The following is a 19,396-nucleotide window of genomic DNA, read 5'->3' on the forward strand; positions in this document are numbered from 1 at the left end:
AGGACCCCAAACCGTTCGCATGGACCAAGAGCGCCGACGAAATCCTCAACTCATTAGCGAAATATATCGCCAGGATTTCCGGCGCAGGACACTAGGTGTTCTGTCCACGGAGGTTGGTGACAGTGATCACGGCTGGGTGATCTTGAACGAGTGAGGGCCTTCCGGGTTCGGTGTGGATTGCGACATCTACACGAACGATCAGAAGGCCCTCATGCCCCACCGTAATGCACCCCTGACCGAGACCGGACGTCTGCGGCTTGCCCGCTGCGTCGTCGACGACCACTGGCCGCTGCGCCGGGCGGCCGAGCGTTTCCAGGTCTCGCCCACCACCGCCCAGCGGTGGGCCGGCCGCTACCGCGAACTCGGGGAGGCCGGGATGACCGACCGCTCCTCCCGGCCCCGCCGCAGCCCGCGCCGGACCCCGACCCGTACCGAGCGCCGGATCATCAAGGTCCGCACCCTGCGCCGCTGGGGACCTGCCCGCATCGCCTACCTCCTGGGCCTGAACCCGGCCACCGTCCACCGCGTCCTGACGCGCTACGGACTTGCCCGCATGGCCCACCTGGACCGCGCCACCGGCCGCGCGATCCGCCGCTACGAACATGCTGCCCCGGCGACCTCGTCCACGTCGACATCAAGAAACTCGGCAACATCCCCGACGGCGGCGGCCACAAGGTCCTCGGCCGGCAAGCGGGCCGCAAGAACCGGGCAGGCGCCGGCATGAGTTTCCTGCACAACGCGGTCGACGACCACTCCCGCCTCGCCTACAGCGAGATCCTCACCGACGAGAAGAAGGAAACCGCTGTCGGATTCTGGCAGCGGGCCCACGCATACTTCACCGACGCCGGGATCACCGTCCAGCGGGTCCTGACCGACAACGGCTCCTGCTACAAGTCCCACCTGTGGCGCAACGCCCTTGCTGAACAAGGGATTTCACACAAGCGAACCCGGCCCTACCGGCCCCAGACCAACGGGAAGGTCGAGCGGTTCAACCGCACCCTCCTCGACGAATGGGCCTACGCGAAGACCTACCGCTCAGAGCAGGAACGACGCGACGCCTACCCGCGGTGGCTGCACACCTACAATCACCACCGCGGACACACCGCGCTCAAGGGCCAACCACCCGCCACCCGCGTCCCCAACCTCACGGGTCAGTACACCAGGGGGATGCACAGAAGAAGCGCAAGCACGCCCATCGGTGCTCAGCGCCGTCGGGTACAGGCCCCATCCGCCCCGGCCGTCACGCCCCCGTCACCCGTCAGGGCGTCCGCCGGCCTCCCCACCGGGAAGACGACATGAAACCCTCCGCGAACGAGCCCCCTGTGGCGCTCATCGGCGCGGGCGCCATCGGCCTCTCACCGGCCTCCGCGCTCGCCCGTGCAGGCCGGTCGATCACGGTCTGCGGTGGGCGCGAGCCCGTCGACCGGATCGAGGTCACCGAGGACGGCACAGCGGAGACCTGGCCCGTCCAGCACGTGACCGACCCGGCCGGTACCGCCGGGCACAACACCGCGAATCCCCTGACCGCCCTGACCGGCCGGCGTGCTGACGTGATGCGCGACCCCGGCATCGAGCGCGTCGCCCGGCGCCTCATGACCAAAGCCGTTCTGGCCGGCCGGGCGGACGGCGCGGCGCTCACCGACGCGCACGTCGACCGCGCCCTCCACTGGCTCCGGCACGTCCCCGAGGGCAGCACCACCTCGACGCGGGAGGACCGCCTGGCCGGCCGGCCTCTCGAATACGACGCCCTCACCGGAGCCGTGGTCCGGGCCGCCGAACGCCATGGCATCGACGTCCCGGCCAACCGGTCCCTTCTCGCCCTTCTCGCCCTTCTCGCCCTTCTCGCCCTTCTCGCCGCGATCGAACCGGAGGCCGGAGCATGAGGATCTCGCGACGCGCCCAGGCCGTATCCCCGTTCTACGCCATGGAGTTCGGCAAGCAGGCCGCGGTTCTGGAGGCGCGGGGGCACCATGTCGTCAAACTCAGCATCGGCGAACCGGACTTCGGCGCGCCCCCGGCCGTGCTGACCGCGATGCGCGAGGTCATGGACGGCAGGCCCCTGCCCTACACGGCGGCGCTCGGGCTCCCCGCGTTGAGGCAGGCGATCGCGCGGTTCTACGGGGACCGGCACGGCGTCGATGTCGCTCCTTCCCGCGTCGTCGTGACCGCGGGGGCCTCGGCCGCGCTGGTGCTGGCCGCCGCTGCACTCGTCGACCCCGGTGACGAGGTGGTCATCGGCGACCCGTCGTATCCCTGCAACCGGCAGATCGTGGAGAGCTTCGGCGCCCGCGTCGCTCTCGTGCCCACCACCGCCGAGACCCGCTTCCAGCTCGACGCGGCGTCGGTGAGGGCGAGTTGGACGGAGAGCACGCGCGGGGTCATGGTCGCCACCCCGTCCAACCCGACGGGCACCTCGGTTCCGTCCGAGGAACTGGCGGCGATCTGCCGCCTCGCACGCGAGCGCGGGGCGTGGCGTCTCGTCGACGAGATCTATCTCGACCTGAGCGACCGCGACGACTGGGGCCGGCCGCCGCGGAGCGCCCTGTCGTACGACCCGGACGCGATCGTCGTCAACAGCTTCTCGAAGTACTTCGGCATGACCGGCTGGCGGCTGGGCTGGTGTGTCGTCCCGGACGCGCTCGTACCGGCGATGGAGCGCCTGGCCCAGAACTACTTCCTCTGTGCCTCGGCGCCCGCGCAGTATGCGGCTCTGGCCTGTTTCACCCCGGAATCCCTGGCGGTCTGCGAGGCCCGCCGCGTCGAGTTCGCGCAGCGGCGCGCGCTCGTCCTCGACGGCCTGGACCGGATCGGACTCCCGGTCCCGGTCCCTCCGGACGGCGCCTTCTACGTCTACTTCGACGTCGGCGGTACCGGACTCACGTCCTGGGAGTTCTGCGAGCGCGCCCTCCAGGAGGCGCGTGTCGCCCTCACCCCGGGCCGGGATTTCGGCACGCACACCGCCGACACCCACGTCCGTCTCTCGTACGCGGCGTCGGCGGACGAGTTGCGGGAAGGCATCGCCCGGCTCGGGACGTTCATGGCCGCGCTCATGTGAGGGCGGTGCCCTCCTCGCACCCGTACGGTTCCGGACTTCGCCGATCCGTCCCGGCTATGCCGCCCCGGTCCGGGGAAGTCATCACCTCCACGGCGCTCGGCCCGCGCCGGTCTCATCCCCTGGTGCCGAACGGCCACCACTGGTCACGGCCGACGAAGGAGGAGCGCTGTGAGTGCTGCCGGGTCCGGAGGGTCGGAGAGGGGCAAAGGGTCCGAGGAGGGCGAAGGGCGGGAAGGACAGGGCGGGCCGGCCGGGCCGGGCGGTCTGAAACGCGTCATGGGGCGGCGCACCCTCGTCCTCTTCGTCGTGGGTGACATCCTGGGCGCCGGCGTCTACGCCGTGATGGGAAAAGTCGCCGGGCGCTCCGGCGGGGCGCTGTGGCTGCCGTTCCTGGTGGCGTACGCGGTGGGACTGCTGACCGCCGTCTCGTACGCCGAACTGGTCACGAAGTACCCGCGTGCGGGCGGGGCCGCGGTGTACGTACAGCGTGCCTTCCGCCGGCCGTTCGTCACCTTCCTCATCGCCTTCATGGTGTACTGCTCCGGGCTGGCCTCGATGAGCGCCGCCGCCCGCGCTTTCGGCGGCGACTACATGCAGCGACTGGTGCGGGTGTCCCCGACGCTGGTGGCGCTCCTGTTCGTCGTCGGCCTCGCGGTCCTCTGTCTGCGAGGCGTCTCGGAATCGGTCAAGGCCAACACCGTACTGACCGTCATCGAGGTGCTGGGGCTGCTCGCCGTCCTCGGCGTCGGCGCGGTGGCGGTCGCCGGTGGAGCGGGGGACCCCTCCCGGCTGACCGATTTCGCGGCCCCCTCCGGCCAGGCGCTCCTGCCCGCGCTGCTCTCCGCGTCCGCCCTGGCGTTCTTCTCCTTCCTGGGCTTCGAGGACTCGGTCAACATGGCGGAGGAGGCGAGAGATCCGGTCAAGGACTATCCGCGTGCCATCCTGCTCGGGCTGACACTGACCGGCCTGCTCTACGTACTGATCGCGCTCGTCTCCTCCGTTCTCGTGCCCGCCCGCGAACTCTCCGGATCGTCGGCGCCGTTGCTCCATGTGATGGAGGTGGCCGGCTCCGCGTTCCCCGGCTGGCTGTTCGCCCTCATGGCGCTCTGCGCCGTGAGCAATTCGGCGCTGATCAACCTCATGATGGCTTCACGGCTCTGTTACGGCATGGCCCGGGAAGGCGTCCTGCCGCGCGCGCTCGGCACGGTGCTGCCGGTACGGCGTACCCCGGTGACCGGCATCCTGCTGAGCGCGGCGATCGGCCTGGTCCTGGTCTCCACCGGTGAGCTGGAAGGGCTCGGCGACACCAGTGTGCTCCTGCTGCTGACGGTCTTCGCCGTGCTCAACGCCACTGTGCTGGTCCTGCGCGCGGATCCGGTGGCCCACCGGCACTACCGGGCGCCCACCGTACTGCCGGTGATCGGAGTCGTCACCTGTCTGTGCCTGGCGAGCCCTCTGGTGGGGCGGTCCGCCGACGTGTACGTGCGGACGGGCGTCCTGATCGGCCTGGGCTGTGTCCTGTGGCTCGTGAGCCGGGGTGTCCCCCGGCTGGTTTCCCCCGGCTCCACCCGCGTGCGCGACCTCGACAAGGAGGCACCATGACACCGTTCCCGGACCGCTTCCACCGTGTGATCGATCTGCCGCCGCCCGAGCCCGGCACGCTCGCCGACTACGCGACGCTGCCCCTCGATCCGTACGCCGGGGGCCGGCAGCGGCACCGGCGGTTCTCGCAGTTCCGCATGGAGGCCGGTACCGACGGCGGCCGGGCGCTCGAACTCCTGCCGCACCGGCCGTTCGTGCAGTCCGCCCGGGTCAACGGCTTCGCCGGTGGTGTGCGCCGGCACTTCGAGCCGATCCGGGTGGATCTCGCCCCGCTGATCACCGCCGGGGCGGACGCGCTCCAGCTCGACCGGAACGAGAGCTGGCAACTGAACGTCCACCAGAACCGGCTGCTCGCCTTCCCCGGGGAGAAAAGCGTCGCGGTGCCCGAAGGGCCGCACCGCGACGGTCATGACTTCAGCATGATCGCGGTACTCGGCCGGAAGAACGTCTCCGGTGGCGTCAGCCAGTTGCTGCCGACGGGCGGCGGTGAGCCGTTCTTCGAGATCACGCTGGAGCCGGGACAGGCACTGGTCTTCGACGACAGCGCCATGTGGCACCACGCCACCGACATCGAATGCACCGGTGACAGCGGCGGGTTCCGCGATCTGTGCGTGGTGGCCTTCAACCGCTGGGCGCACCGTGAGTACGGCGAGGAGTACGAACTCCGTACGCTCGCGGAATCCTGAAGCGCGCTGGACGACCTCGTACCCGGCACAGGAGCCGGGACCGACGGGACCCTGCGGCCCGTCGGTCCGGCTCCGTGACCCGACCGGGCCGTCAGCCGGAGGGTGCGCTCTCGCGGCCCGTCCCCGCGGCCTCGTTCCTGTCCAGCTCCTCGCAGAGTTCCCCCAGTCCGGTGAGGGTGAACACCTGGGCCAGGGTGACGGGTACGCCCCGCTCCTCGGCCTTCAGCACCGCGCGCACCGCCAGCAGCGAGTCACCGCCGAGGTCGAAGAAGTCGTCCTCCCTGCCCACCTCCTCCACCCCGAGCAGCTCCGACCAGATCCCGGCCAGGACCGCCTCGGTCCGGGACATCCGCCCGGCGGAGCCTGTCCCCCCGCCGCCGTCCCGCGCACGGACGCTCAGCCGGACGAGCGCCTCGCGGTCGATCTTGCCGGTGAGCCCTCGGGGCATCACCTCGTGGTGGACGTACGACGCCGGCCGCATGAACTCCGGCAGCACGTCCGCGACATGGGCGGCCACCGCGGCGCCGAGGTCCGCGCCCGGCGTGCGCGGGACCAGGTGGGCCACCAGCCGTTCCGCACCCGAGTCCCCCCGGACCAGGACGACAGCGGCGTCGCGTACCCGCGCGTGGTCCCGTACCACGGCTTCGACCTCGCCCAGTTCCACCCGGTATCCGCGCACCTTGACCTGGTCGTCGAAGCGGCCGGTGAATTCGATCAGCCCGTCCCGCCGGAGCCGCCCCTTGTCGCCGGTGGCGTACATCCGCGCTCCGACCGCGTACGGGTCGGGTACGAAGCGCAGGCTGGTGGCGCCCGGACGGTGGAGGTAGCCCCGGGTGACGGCGGTCCCGCCGATGAAGATCTGCCCCTCCTCGCCCGTACGGACCGGGCGCAGCCGGTCGTTGAGCAGCCGCAGGGAGACGCCGTCGATCGCGGTGCCCAGGGGGGGATTGTCCTCGTCCTCCGGGAGCGTCTCCATGGAGTACGCGCTGTCCAGCGTCGTCGCCTCCGACGGGCCGTAGCCGTTGATGAGCCGGTTGTCCGCGCCTCGTCGGCGGTGGCGTTCGAGGAACTGCCTGGCCCGGTCGGCGGACATCACGCTGCCACCGACGATGAGCCGCCGCACGCTGTCCAGGGCCTCGGGGCGCGCGTCCCACAGCACGTTGAACAGCGTGGTGGTGATCAGCATGGTCGTGACCCGTTCCTGGACCAGGACATCGGGAAGTTCCTCGACCGCCTGGTAGGAAGGGGCGGGGACCACCAGTCGGCTGCCGTTGGTGAGCGCGCCCCAGATCTCGAACGCGGCCACGTCGAAGGCGAGGGGCGCGAGTTGGAGAAAGGTCTCGCCGGGGCGGAAGTCCACGTAGTCCTGGCGTGGGTCGACGAGGTTGACCGCGCTCCGGTGGGTGACGCCCACCGGTTTGGGGGCGCCGCTGCTGCCGGAGGTGTAGACGAGGTAGGCGAGGTTGTCGGGGTGGACCGCCACGGGCTCGGGCGGCTGGGGCGGCTCTGCCGGCTCGGCGGCCGGCTCCTCCTCCAGGAAGAGGGCCGCCACGTCCGTGAACGGGCCGGGTGCCTCCTTGCGCGCCACCACCGTCAGCATCCGTGATTCCCGGGCCATGAGGGTCAGCCGCGCGGCGGGGTAGTCGAGCGGCAGCGGCAGATAGGCGGCGCCCGCCTCCAGCACCGCGAGCATCGTGACCACGGCCTCGGCGGAGCGGTCCAGATGGATACCGACGATCGCCTCCGGCCCCACCCCGGCGGCACGCAGCCAGGCCGCGCGGTGCCGGGCGCGCCGTGCGAGGGCGGCGTATCCGACGGTTCCCTCCCGTGAGGTCATCGCGGGGGCGTCCGGCAGGGCGCGGGCCACCGCGGCGAAGCGCTCGTGGAGGAGCAGGGGCGGTGACTCCCCGGCACCGGGGCCGGGGCTGGGAGTGGACACGTCCGCGGTCACCGGGCTCCCTCCGTGAACGACGTGGACGGTGCGGTCGGCGTGGTCGGTGTGGACGGTGTCGTCGGCGTGGACGAAGCCGCCTGCACCGCCCGCGGACGGGGGCCCCGGCGGGGGGTGAACCGTACCGGCAGGCCCGACAGCCCTTTCATGAACGTCGAGTAGACGGGCGTCGGCTCACCGGTCAGCTCCCAGTGGTCGGCGTGGTCGAGGAGTGCGCGCAGCAGGGCCGTCAGTTCGAGACGGGCCAGCCGTGCGCCCGGGCAGATGTGCGGCCCGTGCAGGAAACTGAGGTGCCGGTTGGGGTCCCTGCCCAGGTCGAGGCGGTCGGGGTGGGGGAACTGGCCGGCGTCGAAGTTCGCGGCGCTGTTCCAGACCGTGAGGATGTCGTCCCTGGCGATGGGGACACCGCCGAGTTCGGTGTCGTGGAGCGTGGTGCGGCCCGAGTGCATCGACACGGTGGTCCAGCGCAGCAGTTCCTCCACCGCCGAGGCGACCGTCACCTCGCCTCGGACGAGACGGCGCCACTCGCCCGGCCATTGGGCGAGGGCCTGGACGGAGGCGCTCATGGCGAAGCGGGTCGTCTCCTCGCCGCCGAGGAGCACGCTGTAGCAGTTGTAGAGCAGTTCGTCCTCGCTGAGTTCGACCGCCGTCTCCGTCAGCCGGACCAGCAGTCCCAGCAGGTCGTCCTCCTGCTTCTGGTGGGAGCGGACCAGCTTGGCGAAGTACAGCAGGATCTGGTTGCGGGCGAGCCGGGTGTCCAGGTCAGCGGGGACGGGCGCCTCCGACGCCAGGGCGGCGCTGGCGTCCTCGTACAGAGCCGGGCGGTCCGCCTCGGGAACGCGCAGCAGGTCGCAGACCACGGCCATGGGGACGGGCCTGGCCACTTCGCGGGCGAAGTCGCTGTCCCCGCGCGCGACGGCGTCGCGCACCAGCCCGTCGATGTTCGCGGCGATCCGCCGCTCGTACGGGGCGAGGGCCCCCGCGGTGAAGCCCCGCCCGAGTTCCCTGCGCAACTGCTTGTGCCGGGGGCCGTCGGACACCGCGAGCATCCGGCCGCCGGCCGGGTCGCCCCCGTGCAGGAGGGTGGCGATGTTGTTTCCGTGTCCGGAGGTGAAGCGGTCGGTCGCGCCGAAGACCTCGATCGCCAGGCGGTAGGGCGTGACGACCCAGAAGCCGGGACCGCCGCGCGTCGGCGGGTGCCAGGCGACGGGGGTGCGCTCCCGCAGGAGCCGCCACACCGGGCGCAGGTCGCGTTCGGCGTGGACCACCGGGTTGCTCAGATCGACGTCGTGCAGCGGGCCCTGTCCGAAGCGCAGTGCTGTGCTCACAGCTCACCGTCCGTTCGTCCGCCGGCGAGGACCCGCGCGGCGGGCCGCCGGACGAGCGGGGTCATCGGTGTTCCCGGGGCGTCACGGTGTCCTCCTCCATCGCCCGGCGCAGGGAGAGGGGGCGCATATCGGTCCAGTGGGTCTCGACATAGCGGACGCACTCCTCCTCGGTGCCGCTCGCCCCGGTCTGCCGCCAGCCTGCTGGTACGGGCCAGGTGGCGGGGACCGTGGCGTACTGGAGCTCCTCGTTGATCACGACCGTGCAGAGCTGATCGCCCGGGTATCGCTGATCGCCTGGCAAGGGGTTCCCTCCGTCCTGGGTGGGAGCTCCCGAAGGTGGGAGCTCCCGGGATCTCCCGCGGCGCGGCACGCCGTTCCCGGCTGCGTGCGGCACCGGATCGAGCTTCAGTGTGTGGGAAGGGCGGACAGGGCGACCATGGGTTGAAAGTCCCGGAAGAGGCTTCCGCCGCCCCCCGGCGACGGGCCCGGTGGCCGCCCGTCTGGGACCCCGGGCCCACCCGGGCGGGTGTCACCGCGCGCCGTGGCCGCGCCGGCGGCGTGGCCGTACCTCGTCCTCTTCCTCGGCCGTCCGCCCGTCGTCGGGGACGGTGAGCAGCCCCTCGCGCAGCCCGGTGATGACGGCCTCCGTCCGGTCGGAGACGCCCAGTTTCGCGAAGAGGGACGTGATGTGGTTCTTGACGGTCTTCTCGGAGATCTGCAGGGACGCCGAGATCTGACGGTTCTTCAGGGCAGCGCCGATGAGCAGGAGCACCTGGTACTCCCGGTCCGTGAGGTTCGCGGGGTGACCGGTCCCGAGGGGGTCGCCGCACCGATCCTCGCGGGTCGCCTCGGCACTCTCCATCAGGGCGGCGGTGGCGGCGGTGAGCTGGGAGGCGCGCCGGGTGTCGCGCCTCGCCTCGTCGTCGACGGTCCTGGTGTACGTGGCGATGTGTTCGAGCACGAGGGGCGGTACGACCTCGTCGCGCCCCTCGCACAGCCACCGCACCGCCTGGCCGACCGAGTCGGGGTCGCCCTCGCCGTCCCCGCGTCCGCGCCCCTCGCTCTCCGCGATCCGGACGGCCAGCTTCAGCCGTTCCAGGCCCGCCAGGCGCAGCCAGTGGTCGAACCGCTCGGGAAAGGCGACCGCCCGGTCCCGGTGGGGGCCGGCGTCGTCCTCCGGGGCCTTCTCGTGGAGTTCCGCCGTCGCCTCGCCGTCCATCCGCCTCACCGCTCGCCGGGGCTCGGGGACCGGCCGGCCGCGGCGAGACCGGGGGTGGAGAGGAGCGCCCCGAGAACGCCGTCGTGCTCGTGCAGGAAGAAGTGCCCGCCCTCGAAGGTGCGGATGCCGAGGGCGCCTTCGGTCATCGCCGCCCACGCGGCCGCTCCCCCGGCCGGGGCACGGGGGTCACGGGTGGCGTTCAGCACGGTCAGCGGCAGGTTCAGGGGGCGCCCCTCGGCGGGAGGCCGGTAGCGGTAGGTCTCGGTGAGTTCCAGGTCCGCCAGCAGGGCGGGCAGCAGGAGATCCAGCAGGTCCGTGTCCTCGCACACCTCGGCGGGGATCCCCAGTTCCGTTTCGCGCAGAAGCAGCGCGGAGCGTCCGAGGCGGTGCAGAGGTGGCCGGTTCGGCCACCGAGGCGGGGCCGGCATGCCGGAGACCACGAGTCCCGAGGGCTGCCGGGTTCCGTCCAACTCCCCGAGCACGCGCAGTCGGCGGGCCGTTTCGAAGGCGAGGAGCGCTCCCATGCTGTGCCCCTGGAGGACGTACGGTGCGTCCAGGAGGGGCGGGAGCTTCGCGGTGAGGGCGTCCACGACCTCGTGGAGTCTCCGGCGCGGTGGCTCCCCGAAGCGCGAACCCCGGCCCGGCAGTTCCACCCCGCGTACCTCGACGCCCGGGGGAGCCGCGCGGGCCCACCGCCCGTACGCGGCGGCCCCCGCGCCGGCGTGGGGGAAGCAGAAGAGCCGTACCGCCGACGGGAGTTCGGGGGGAGCGTGCGCGCTGCTCCGTACTCCGGACGCGGCCGGTGACCCGGGCCGCCCCCTTCGCGGAAACCAGTCCCCCGGCATGCCTGACGCGTACACCACGACCACCCCCGGCTCGCGCTGACGGAACCACCACCCCTGCCTATAGCGATCGGCGCCGTCACACCAGTACCGAGTGAGCCATACACACCCGGGGAGGCCGGTGCGCCACTCGCAGCGGCCACCCGGGACCTGGGTCCCATGGCGGGCGGTCCCGGTCGCGGCTCAGACTTGTGCCCGCTGTTCCTTCTCCCTGTCGTGCCGGCGGGCACAGGTGTGCGTCCCCTGTGGTGCCGAGCGGGGAAGGCGTGGTCGACGGCGACCGCGGCGAAGCCCGAAGAGGAGATCTCACCCGAGGAGGCACCGGAGTGTTCGACGCGACTCCAGGCACGACGACTCCCCCGTTCCCCCACTCCACGGTGGCCGAGCGCATCGCCGCGCAGGCGTCGCGGCGACCGGACGCCCCGGCCCTCGTCGACGGGACGCGGACGCTCAGCTTCGGCGCGCTCCTCTCCTCCATGCGGACGGCGGCCGGCCGGCTGGGCGCGCGCGGGGTGCGCCCCGGCGACATCGTCGCCGTCTGCGGGCAGCGCTCCGTCGAGACGGTGGCCGCCTGCGCGGGCGTCATGGCGGCGGGCGCCACCTATCTCGTACTGGACCCGTCCCACCCGGCCGAGCGGCTGCGGGCGCTGCTGGACGACAGCGGGGCGCGGGCGGTCGTCGGCGCGGTCCCGCCGGCCGTACGGGGCGGGCCAGGACGCCCGCCGCCCCCCGTGGAGCTGGGCCCCCTCGGAGCCGGATCCGAACCGGGCACCGCCGCGCCCACGCGCCCGCCGGGCGGGGGCGCGGCTGCGGCGTACATGAACTACACCTCCGGTTCGAGCGGCAGACCCAAGGGGGTGGTCATCGGGCACGAGGGCCTCTCCCACCTCGTCGACTGGTTCCAGGAGCGGTACGACGCGGGTCCCGGCGACCGGTTGAGCCAGCTCGCGCGGCCGACCTTCGACGCATTCGTGCTGGAGACCTGGACGGGGCTGTGCGCGGGGGCCTCGGTGCACATCACACCGGACGAGGCGCTGAAGGACCCCGAACTGCTGCGGGACTGGCTGTGCCACACCGGTATCACCCTCTCCTTCGTCCCCACCCCGCTGGCCGAGCAGTTGTTCGCGCTGGACTGGCCGGCCCCCGGGGCGGCGTGCGCGCTGCGCGACATGCTCGTGGGCGGGGACCGGATGCACCGCAGGCCACCCGCCGGACTGCCCTTCCGGGTGCACAACAACTACGGCCCCACCGAGTGCACCGTCGTCGCCACCTGCTGCCTGGTGTCACCCGCCGACGACTGCCCGGTGACACCCACCGACGGTGCCGTCGGTGCCGAGGGTGTGGAGCCCCCGCCCATCGGCAGGCCGCTCCCCCAGGTGACGGCCCATGTCCTCGGCCCGGACGGGACCCCGGTCCCGGTGGGTTCCGCGGGGGAACTCCATCTCGGTGGCCCGCAGCTCGCCCACGCCTACGCGGGGCGCCCCGCCGGCACCGCCCGCGCCTTCCGTCCCGATCCCTTCCGGCCCGGTACCGGTGCCCGGCTGTACGCCACCGGGGACCTGGTCCGGCAGGACGCCGAGGGGGTTCTGCACTACCTCGGCCGCCGCGACGACCAGATCCAGATCCGGGGGATCCGGGTGGAACCCGCCGAGACCGAGACCGTACTGCGGGCTCATCCGGCCCTCGCGCAGGCGGTGGTCGTCGGTACGGACGAGCCGGAGCCGCGGCTCGCCGCTTTCGTCACCACACTCCGGGACGGCGTGGGGACGCGGGAGATCCACGACTGGGCCGCCCGCCGCCTGCCGGAGTTCCTGCTGCCCTCCCTCGTCACGGTCGTCCCGGAGATTCCGCTCACCCCGCAGGGCAAGGTCGACCGGGCCGCGCTCTCCCGGCGGCCCCTCGCGGCGGCGCACTCCCCCGGCGCACACCGCGCCGACGGCCCGGCGGCGGCGGTCCTCGACGTCCTCGAACCGCTGTGGTGCGAGGTTCTGGGCACCCCGTCCGCCGTGCCGGGGGACGACTTCTTCGAGGTGGGCGGTGACTCGCTCCGGGTCATCCGTCTGGTGAGCCGGGCGCGCCGACAGGGCCTGCGACTGCGTCCCGAGGACGTGTACGCCCATCCCGTACTCGCCGATCTCGCCCGCGCCGTCGCTCCCCCCGCCGAGGGGACTCCGGCACCGCACTCCGCCCCCGAGGAGGCATCCCCGTGACCCTCACCGCCCCCGCCCGGCCGCGCCGCGTCACCTTCGTCGAGCTGAGCGTCTACGAGAACACGGTCCCTCTGGTCTCCGGCTACTTGCAGGCGTACGCCACCCAGGACAGCCGGATCGCCGAATCCTGCGCGTTCGAGTTCTTCACACGGGGCCTGCGCACCGACCCCGACGAGCTGCTGGACGACCTGCTGGCCCGGGACAGCGATGTGTACGCGTTCAGTTGCTACATCTGGAACATGGGACTGGTCCGCGTCCTGCTCGACCAGCTCGTGGCGCGGCGGCCCGACGCCTGGATCATCCTCGGCGGGGCGCAGGTGATCAACCACGCGCAGCAGTACATCGGCCCGGACGCGCGCAACGTCGTGGTCTGCAACGGCGAGGGCGAGCAGCCCTTCTACGAGTTCCTGCACCAGGTCGTCTCGGACCGCCCCGATCTCTCCCGGGTCAGCGGCGTCAGCTACCGCGGGGAGGACGGGGAGCTGCGTACCACCGAGCAGCCGCCCCGTATGAAGACGCTGGACGAACTGCCCTCCCCCTTCGCCCAGAAGCTCTTCGACGACGGCGAGTACACCTTCACCGTCCTGGAGACGAACCGGGGCTGCCCCTTCCACTGCGGATTCTGCTTCTGGGGCGCCGCGACCAACTCCAAGGTCTACAAGTTCGAGGAGGACCGCGTCCGCGGGGACATCGAGTGGATCGCCGAGCACGGGGTGTCGAGCGTCTTCATCGCGGACGCCAACTGGGGCCTGTCGCCGAGGGACGTCGATCTGAGCCGGCACATCGTGCGCTGCAAGGAGGAGCACGGTTTCCCGAGTTCCATGGTGATCGCGGCGGCGAAGAACCGGCCGGAACGGGTGGCGGAGATCACCGAGATCCTGGTCCGGGGCGGGCTGGTGACCAGCCAGCCCATCTCCCTGCAGACCGTCAACACCGAGGCGCTGCACCTGATCGACCGCCAGAACATCCGGGAGACGACGTACACGGATCTTCAGCGCAGCCTGAACGCCAAGAACATCAGCTCCTTCATCGAGCTGATCTGGCCGCTGCCCGGGGAGAGTCTGGCCACCTTCAAGAGGGGCATCGCACGGCTGTGCCGTATGGAGGCCGACACCCTGACGGTGTACCCGCAACTCCTGCTGCACAACACGGCCCTGTACGACCAGCGGGAGACGTTCGGCGTGGAGACGGAGCGCGCGCCCGATCCCGCGGCGGAGGCGGACGTCGTCGTCGCCACCCGCTGGGTCGACCGGGCGGACTGCGAGGAGGGGGCGTGGTTCTACTACCTCGTGCAGAGCCTCTACAACGCGCGGGGCGCCTTCTGGCTGGCCCGCTACCTGGACCGCTCCGGGATTCAGCCGTACGACGAGTTCTTCGCCGCGGCGACCCGGTACTGGCAGCGGTCCAGGAACGCCCTCAGCCGCTTCGTCGCCGACAGCGTCTCCACCGCGGACAACTACGACCTGCTGAACATCGGCAAGGCGGCGCACCTCGTCCTGCACTCCGACCGTGCCGCATTCGACCGTCTGCTGGGCGAGTTCGCCCGCGCCCAGCCCTGGTGGTCCGATCCCGCCGCGCGGCTCGCCCTCGACCTCGATCTGGTGGCGCGTCCCTACATCTACCGTGAGCCCGTCCAGCGCCCCGGGCTGGCCCTCGCCGAGGCGCGGCTGACGGGCGCCACCAGTACGTCGCTGACGATCGGGCTGCCTCCGGGGCTGGAGAACCTTCCGGTGGAACTGGGCCTGCTCCCCGACGGCTCGCCGGCCCCGTCGGAGCTGCGGTTCGAGCACCCCGGCCAGGGGAAGATGCCTGTACCCCGGCACCGCACCATGGAACAGAACGCCGGGTACTGCCATGTCATGATCCAGCGTCTGCGCACCCTGCTCCCGGCCTGCCTGCCCGGTCGGGAAGCCGCGGCATCCGTACCCGACGCGGGGGGACCCGGTGGCGCGTGATCTGTTCACCGCGGACCACGAGGCGTTCCGCGAGGTGGTGAGGACGTTCGTCGCGCGCGAGATCACCCCGCACCTCGCCGCCTGGGAGGCGGCGGGGAGCGTCGGTACCGAGGTCTGGCGCACGGCCGGCAAGCACGGGCTGCTGGCGCCCGACATGGACGTCGCCCACGGCGGCGGAGGGGTCGGCGACTACCGCTACCACGTGGTGCGCGGCGAGGAGTTGGCGCGGGCCGGGACTCTCAGCCCGGCTTTCAACCTGCACAGCGAGGTGGCGGGGGGCTACTTCGCCCAGTTGGCCACCGAGGAGCAGAAACGCCGCTGGCTGCCCGGCTTCTGTTCCGGCGAGCTGATCAGCACCGTGGCCATCAGCGAGCCCGAGGCCGGCAGCGATGTCGCCGCGATCAGCACCCGGCTGACGCCGAGCGGCGACGGTTCCTTCCTGCTGAACGGCAGGAAGAGCTTCGTCACCCACGGTTCGATCGCCGGGCTCGTCATCGTCGCCGCGCTCGACCCCGGCGCCCGCCGGCCGAACGGCCCGCCGGCCTGCACGCTTGTCGTGCTGCGCCCTCCGGTGGACGGCCTGCTGGTGGGCAAGCCCCTGGCGAAGATCGGCCTCCACTCCCTGGACACGGTGGAGCTGTCCTTCACCGATGTACGGGTGGAGCCGGGCGATGTCCTGGGGCGGCCCGGTATGGGTTTCCTCTATCTGCTGCAGAACCTGCCCAGGGAGCGCCTGTCGATCGCCGTCACCTCCCTGGCGCTCGCCGAACGCGTGCTGGAGGTGACGATGGCGTACTGCCGGGAGCGGCGGGCCTTCGGGCAGCCGATCGGGCACATGCAGCACAACCGCTTCCGGCTGGCGGAGATGGCCACGGCCGTGCGGGTGGCGCGGGCGTTCACGGACGTCTGTGTCCGCGCCCTCGACCGGGACGAACTCAGCGTGGAGGAGGCGTCCATGGCCAAGTGGTGGAACTCCGAACTGTGCAACGACGTGGTGGGCACGTGCCTGCAACTGCACGGGGGGTACGGCTTCACCACGGACTTCCTCGTCGGCCGGGTCTACGCCCAGGCGCGTGTGCAGACGATCTACGGCGGCACCACGGAGATCATGAAGGAGATCATCGGGCAGTCCCTGCCCCTGTAGCGGTCGGATCCGGACGCGGTACGAGCATGTTCCGGACCTGGTCCGGGCCCGGTCCTGCCGCGTACAGCCCTTGAGGAGGCGACGATGATCGTGATCGACGACACCGCGGTGCGGGCGCTCTACCCCATGTCCCGGGCCATTGAGGACATGCGGGCCGCCTTCCTGCTCTACAGCTCGGGACGGGCGTCCCAGCCCCGCCGTGTCATGACTCCAGGGGAGGGTTCCGGCGAGGTGCTCGCGGCCATGCCGGCCTATCTGCCGCCGCCCGCCCCATCCGGTACGTCTGCCGATTCCGGCACGCCCGCCACACCGGGTGCGCCCGCCACGCCGGGCACCGGCGACATGTCCGGCGCGGACCTGGCGGGGTTCGGGCTGAAGGCGATCGCCGTACAGCCCGCGAACCCCGCGCGGGGGCTCGACCCGCACCCCGGAGTGGTCCTGCTGCTCGACGCCGACACCTGCGCCCCCGAGGCGCTGGTGGACGCGACCAGCATCACCCTGATCCGTACGGCGGCGGCCTCGGCCGTGGCCACCGATCTGCTCGCCGCGCCGGACGCCGACGTCCTCGCGGTGCTGGGTACGGGGGCCCAGGCCCGAAGTCACGTGGAGAGCCTCTGCCTCGTACGGCCGTGCCGGGAGATCCGCGTCTGGGGCCGCACACCCGGCCACGCGCGCGCCTTCGCGGAGGACTGCCGGAAGATCCTGGCCGGCAGCGGACGGCACACCTCCGTGGTGACGTTCCCCGACGCGGCCGAGGCGGCAGCGGGCGCCGGCCTGATCTGCACCGTCACCGCCGCGAGCGAGCCCGTACTGGACGTGGCGGCGGTGGCGCCCGGAGCCCACATCAACGCCGTGGGAGCCGTCTTCCCCTCCCGGCGGGAACTGACGAGCGCGCTGGTCGCCCGCTCCACCGTCTTCACCGACAGCCGGGATTCCGCCCTCGCGGAGGCGGGCGACCTGCTCGTCCCGATCCGGGAGGGGATCATCGGCGAGGAGCACCTGCGCGCGGAGATCGGCGAGGTGCTGCTCGGCACGGTACGGGGCCGGACCTCCGCGCGGGAGATCACCGTCTTCGCCTCGCTCGGCCTGGCCGTACAGGACGTCGTCGCCGCACGGTCCGTCCTGCGGCGCGCGCGGGCCGAAGGCGCGGGCACGGAGGTCCGGTTGTCGGCCGACCCTCTCCGAGCGAGGACACCACGATGAACCGCGCCACCACCGGAAGGAAACCCACCACCCCCTGGCTGGTGGGCCGCAGGACACCGGCCGAAGCCGGCCTGACCCTGTACTGCTTCGCGCACAGCGGCGGATCACCGGGGGAATTCCTGCGCTGGGCCGACGAGTTGCCGGGCGCAACCCTCCGGGGCGTCCAGCTCCCGGGGCGCGGCTCCCATGCGGGCGCGGCGGCGTTGACCACCCTGCCCGAGGTACTGGACGGAGTGCTCGACCAGGTCGACTTCACCCCGCCCTTCGCCTTCTTCGGCCACAGCATGGGGGGCCTGCTGGCCTATGAGACGGCCCGGCGGATCGTGGCGCGGGGCGGCGCCGGGCCGCGCTTCCTGGTGATCTCGTCCTGCGCCCCGCCCCACCACCCCCGGGACGAGGGACTGCGCGATCTGCCGGACGCCGAACTGCTCACGGCCATCGACGAACGGTACGGCGGCGGCGTTCCCACGGAACTCCTGCTGGACGAGACCGTACGCACCCTGCTCATGCGCTCCTTCCGCGCGGACGTGTCGGTCTCGGAGACCTACCGGCCCACGCCGGGACCCGTACCGGACTGCCCTCTGTACGTGATGGGCGGTTCCCACGACCTCGATCCGGGTCTGCTCTCCGAGTGGGCGCGGTACACCACGGGTCCCAGCCGGACCACCGTGGTGGAAGGGGGCCATTTCTATCTCCGGGACGCTCCTGGGCGCCGGGCCCTGCTGGCTCTGCTGAACGGTCTGATCGCCTCGGCGGGTTGAGCGGGCCTTCAGCCGACGACCGACGACCGGTGCGCGGAGCCGGTACCCGGCGGCGCTCGGAGCCGGTACCAGGCGGCGGCCATGTGTGCCGGAACTCTTGACGTGCCTTCGACAACGGTGCATTGATGTGCCCAGGCCCCCGAACGGAACGCGGACCACTCCGGCCGCGAGTGGGAGCGCTCCCATATCTCTTCGACGGGCCGCCGTCCTCTCGCTCCGCATACACGAGAAGGGACCTTGGCCATGCGGAACAGCACAGCTCCACGGGCACTCCTGGCCGTCCTCGCGCTCACCGTCGCCCTGCTCGCCGCGCTGGTCACGCACCCGGGCACCGCCGCCTCCGCGGCGGCCGATCCGGTGCGGATCATGCCGCTCGGCGACTCGATCACCGGGTCTCCCGGCTGCTGGCGCTCCGTACTCTGGAACCGTCTCCAGGATTCCGGCTACACCTCGGTCGACTTCGTCGGCACGCTCGGCCCTCAGGGGTGCGGGCAGCCGTACGACGGGGACAACGAGGGCCACGGAGGCTTCCAGGCGACCAATGTGGCCGCGCAGAACCAGCTTCCCGGCTGGCTGGACGCGACTCGCCCGGACATCGTTGTCATGCACTTCGGCACCAACGACGTGTGGAGCAACATCGCGCCCGACCGGATCCTGGCGGCGTACGACACGCTCGTCGGCCAGATGCGGGCGAGCAACCCCGACATGAAGGTCCTCGTCGCCCAGCTCATCCCGATGAACCCGAGCTCCTGCGCCGAGTGCGCCCAGCGGGTGGTGGATCTCAACAGCCGTATCCCCGCCTGGGCCGCCGCGCGGACCACCGAGCGCTCGCCGGTGATCCCCGTGGACCAGTGGACCGGCTTCAGCACCGCCGCCGACACCAACGACGGCGTCCATCCCAACAGCTCCGGCGACACCAAGATCGCCGCGCGCTGGTATCCGGCGCTGACCGCGCTGCTGACGCCCGGCACCCCGACCCCGACGCCCACGCCGACCCCGGGCGATCCGGGCGGCGCCGGGTGCGGTGCGTCGGTCAGGACCGTCTCGTCCTGGCAGGGCGGCTACCAGGCGGAGGTGACCGTGGTGAACAACGGCGCCTCCGCGCTGCGTGGTTGGTCCGTCGGGCTCACGCTGCCGGGCGGTGAGACGATCACCCAGGTGTGGAACGGGGTGCTGACCACGGCCACCGGTGGTGCGACCGTCGGCCATGTGTCCTGGAACGGCGCGCTCGCCTCCGGCGCCTCCACGGCCTTCGGTTTCATCGCCACCCGGCCGGGGACCGCCACGCCCGCCGCGCAGGTCAGCGGCTGCACCGCCGGCTGAAGCGACGTACGCCCAACGCGCCTGATTCCGCGCCGACCTGGCTGTTCACCGGTCCGACGCGCCTGAGCCGCGCACACCCGCACCGTCCACGTATCAGGAGACCCGTATGCGTCCACA

General features: G+C 71.9%; 15 protein-coding genes and 1 pseudogene. 11 read left to right on the forward strand and 5 right to left on the reverse strand.

All coding sequences use genetic code 11. The features are described from left to right. Positions 1-211 precede the first annotated feature (211 nt). From ACIBJC_RS32170 to ACIBJC_RS32190, 5 genes and pseudogenes are all read left to right on the forward strand, one after another. Positions 212-1,158: pseudogene (locus tag ACIBJC_RS32170) on the forward strand (IS481 family transposase); the annotation flags it as partial. Positions 1,159-1,295: 137 nt separating this feature from the next. After that, positions 1,296-1,883 carry a ketopantoate reductase C-terminal domain-containing protein gene (locus ACIBJC_RS32175; RefSeq protein ID WP_399298582.1) on the forward strand — a complete coding sequence of 196 codons (588 nt, stop codon included), beginning with the start codon at positions 1,296-1,298 and terminating at the stop codon, positions 1,881-1,883. Next, positions 1,880-3,055, forward strand: a complete 1,176-nt coding sequence (locus tag ACIBJC_RS32180) for a pyridoxal phosphate-dependent aminotransferase (protein ID WP_399298583.1) — start codon at positions 1,880-1,882, stop codon at positions 3,053-3,055. The genes ACIBJC_RS32175 and ACIBJC_RS32180 overlap by 4 nt, the downstream gene beginning before the upstream one ends. A 276-nt stretch (positions 3,056-3,331) precedes the next feature. After that, entirely contained in the window at positions 3,332-4,657 is a 1,326-nt protein-coding gene (locus tag ACIBJC_RS32185) for an APC family permease (RefSeq protein WP_399298585.1), read from the forward strand. Then, on the forward strand, positions 4,654-5,343 hold the full coding sequence (locus ACIBJC_RS32190) for a 2OG-Fe dioxygenase family protein (RefSeq protein WP_399298588.1): 690 nt from the start codon (positions 4,654-4,656) through the stop codon (positions 5,341-5,343). Before ACIBJC_RS32185 ends, ACIBJC_RS32190 begins: the two co-directional genes overlap by 4 nt. Positions 5,344-5,434: 91 nt before the next feature. On the opposite strand, the gene ACIBJC_RS32195 is transcribed toward ACIBJC_RS32190, so the two are convergent. From ACIBJC_RS32195 to ACIBJC_RS32215, 5 genes are all read right to left on the reverse strand, one after another. Further along, complete coding sequence (locus ACIBJC_RS32195) at positions 5,435-7,294, reverse strand: amino acid adenylation domain-containing protein (protein ID WP_399298591.1); 1,860 nt, start codon at positions 7,292-7,294, stop codon at positions 5,435-5,437. Then, entirely contained in the window at positions 7,291-8,622 is a 1,332-nt protein-coding gene (locus ACIBJC_RS32200; protein ID WP_399298593.1) for a cytochrome P450, read from the reverse strand. Before ACIBJC_RS32200 ends, ACIBJC_RS32195 begins: the two co-directional genes overlap by 4 nt. Positions 8,623-8,683: 61 nt before the next feature. Continuing rightward, complete coding sequence (locus ACIBJC_RS32205; RefSeq protein ID WP_399298595.1) at positions 8,684-8,923, reverse strand: MbtH family protein; 240 nt, start codon at positions 8,921-8,923, stop codon at positions 8,684-8,686. 228 nt (positions 8,924-9,151) lie between these two features. Then, positions 9,152-9,841, reverse strand: a complete 690-nt coding sequence (locus ACIBJC_RS32210; RefSeq protein WP_399298597.1) for a LuxR C-terminal-related transcriptional regulator — start codon at positions 9,839-9,841, stop codon at positions 9,152-9,154. Positions 9,842-9,846: 5 nt separating this feature from the next. Then, positions 9,847-10,686, reverse strand: a complete 840-nt coding sequence (locus tag ACIBJC_RS32215) for a thioesterase II family protein (RefSeq protein WP_399298599.1) — start codon at positions 10,684-10,686, stop codon at positions 9,847-9,849. 323 nt (positions 10,687-11,009) lie between these two features. Here ACIBJC_RS32215 and ACIBJC_RS32220 point away from each other — a divergent pair, with 323 nt between their 5' ends. The 6 genes from ACIBJC_RS32220 to ACIBJC_RS32245 all read left to right on the forward strand — a co-directional run bounded on the left by ACIBJC_RS32220 (position 11,010) and on the right by ACIBJC_RS32245 (position 19,279). Further along, positions 11,010-12,893, forward strand: coding sequence for a non-ribosomal peptide synthetase (locus tag ACIBJC_RS32220; RefSeq protein WP_399298601.1), 1,884 nt, complete (start codon positions 11,010-11,012; stop codon positions 12,891-12,893). Further along, a complete protein-coding gene (locus ACIBJC_RS32225) occupies positions 12,890-14,848 on the forward strand; it encodes a B12-binding domain-containing radical SAM protein (RefSeq protein ID WP_399298603.1) in 1,959 nt (652 codons plus the stop codon). The genes ACIBJC_RS32220 and ACIBJC_RS32225 overlap by 4 nt, the downstream gene beginning before the upstream one ends. After that, a complete protein-coding gene (locus ACIBJC_RS32230) occupies positions 14,838-15,992 on the forward strand; it encodes an acyl-CoA dehydrogenase family protein (protein ID WP_399298605.1) in 1,155 nt (384 codons plus the stop codon). The genes ACIBJC_RS32225 and ACIBJC_RS32230 overlap by 11 nt, the downstream gene beginning before the upstream one ends. Before the next feature lie 84 nt (positions 15,993-16,076). Beyond that, positions 16,077-17,195 (forward strand): ornithine cyclodeaminase family protein, encoded by a 1,119-nt coding sequence (locus tag ACIBJC_RS32235; protein ID WP_399298607.1) that lies wholly within the window; start codon positions 16,077-16,079, stop codon positions 17,193-17,195. Continuing rightward, positions 17,192-17,956: a thioesterase II family protein gene (locus tag ACIBJC_RS32240; RefSeq protein ID WP_399298609.1), complete on the forward strand. Its 765-nt coding sequence runs from the start codon at positions 17,192-17,194 to the stop codon at positions 17,954-17,956. The genes ACIBJC_RS32235 and ACIBJC_RS32240 overlap by 4 nt, the downstream gene beginning before the upstream one ends. A 243-nt stretch (positions 17,957-18,199) precedes the next feature. Beyond that, positions 18,200-19,279 (forward strand): GDSL-type esterase/lipase family protein, encoded by a 1,080-nt coding sequence (locus tag ACIBJC_RS32245; RefSeq protein WP_399298611.1) that lies wholly within the window; start codon positions 18,200-18,202, stop codon positions 19,277-19,279. The last annotated feature ends 117 nt before the right edge of the window (positions 19,280-19,396 follow it).

Source organism: Streptomyces sp. NPDC050509 (assembly GCF_044457965.1).
Taxonomy (GTDB): Bacteria; Actinomycetota; Actinomycetes; order Streptomycetales; family Streptomycetaceae; genus Streptomyces.

What these genes read in the sequence shown, in the direction of transcription:
- ACIBJC_RS32245 (WP_399298611.1), top strand. Translation starts at nt 18,200, where the DNA reads ATGCGGAACAGCACAGCTCCACGGGCACTCCTGGCCGTCCTCGCGCTC.
- ACIBJC_RS32180 (WP_399298583.1), top strand. Translation starts at nt 1,880, where the DNA reads ATGAGGATCTCGCGACGCGCCCAGGCCGTATCCCCGTTCTACGCCATG.
- ACIBJC_RS32240 (WP_399298609.1), top strand. Translation starts at nt 17,192, where the DNA reads ATGAACCGCGCCACCACCGGAAGGAAACCCACCACCCCCTGGCTGGTG.
- ACIBJC_RS32175 (WP_399298582.1), top strand. Translation starts at nt 1,296, where the DNA reads ATGAAACCCTCCGCGAACGAGCCCCCTGTGGCGCTCATCGGCGCGGGC.
- ACIBJC_RS32185 (WP_399298585.1), top strand. Translation starts at nt 3,332, where the DNA reads ATGGGGCGGCGCACCCTCGTCCTCTTCGTCGTGGGTGACATCCTGGGC.
- ACIBJC_RS32215 (WP_399298599.1), bottom strand. Translation starts at nt 10,686, where the DNA reads ATGCCGGGGGACTGGTTTCCGCGAAGGGGGCGGCCCGGGTCACCGGCC.
- ACIBJC_RS32210 (WP_399298597.1), bottom strand. Translation starts at nt 9,841, where the DNA reads ATGGACGGCGAGGCGACGGCGGAACTCCACGAGAAGGCCCCGGAGGAC.
- ACIBJC_RS32235 (WP_399298607.1), top strand. Translation starts at nt 16,077, where the DNA reads ATGATCGTGATCGACGACACCGCGGTGCGGGCGCTCTACCCCATGTCC.
- ACIBJC_RS32190 (WP_399298588.1), top strand. Translation starts at nt 4,654, where the DNA reads ATGACACCGTTCCCGGACCGCTTCCACCGTGTGATCGATCTGCCGCCG.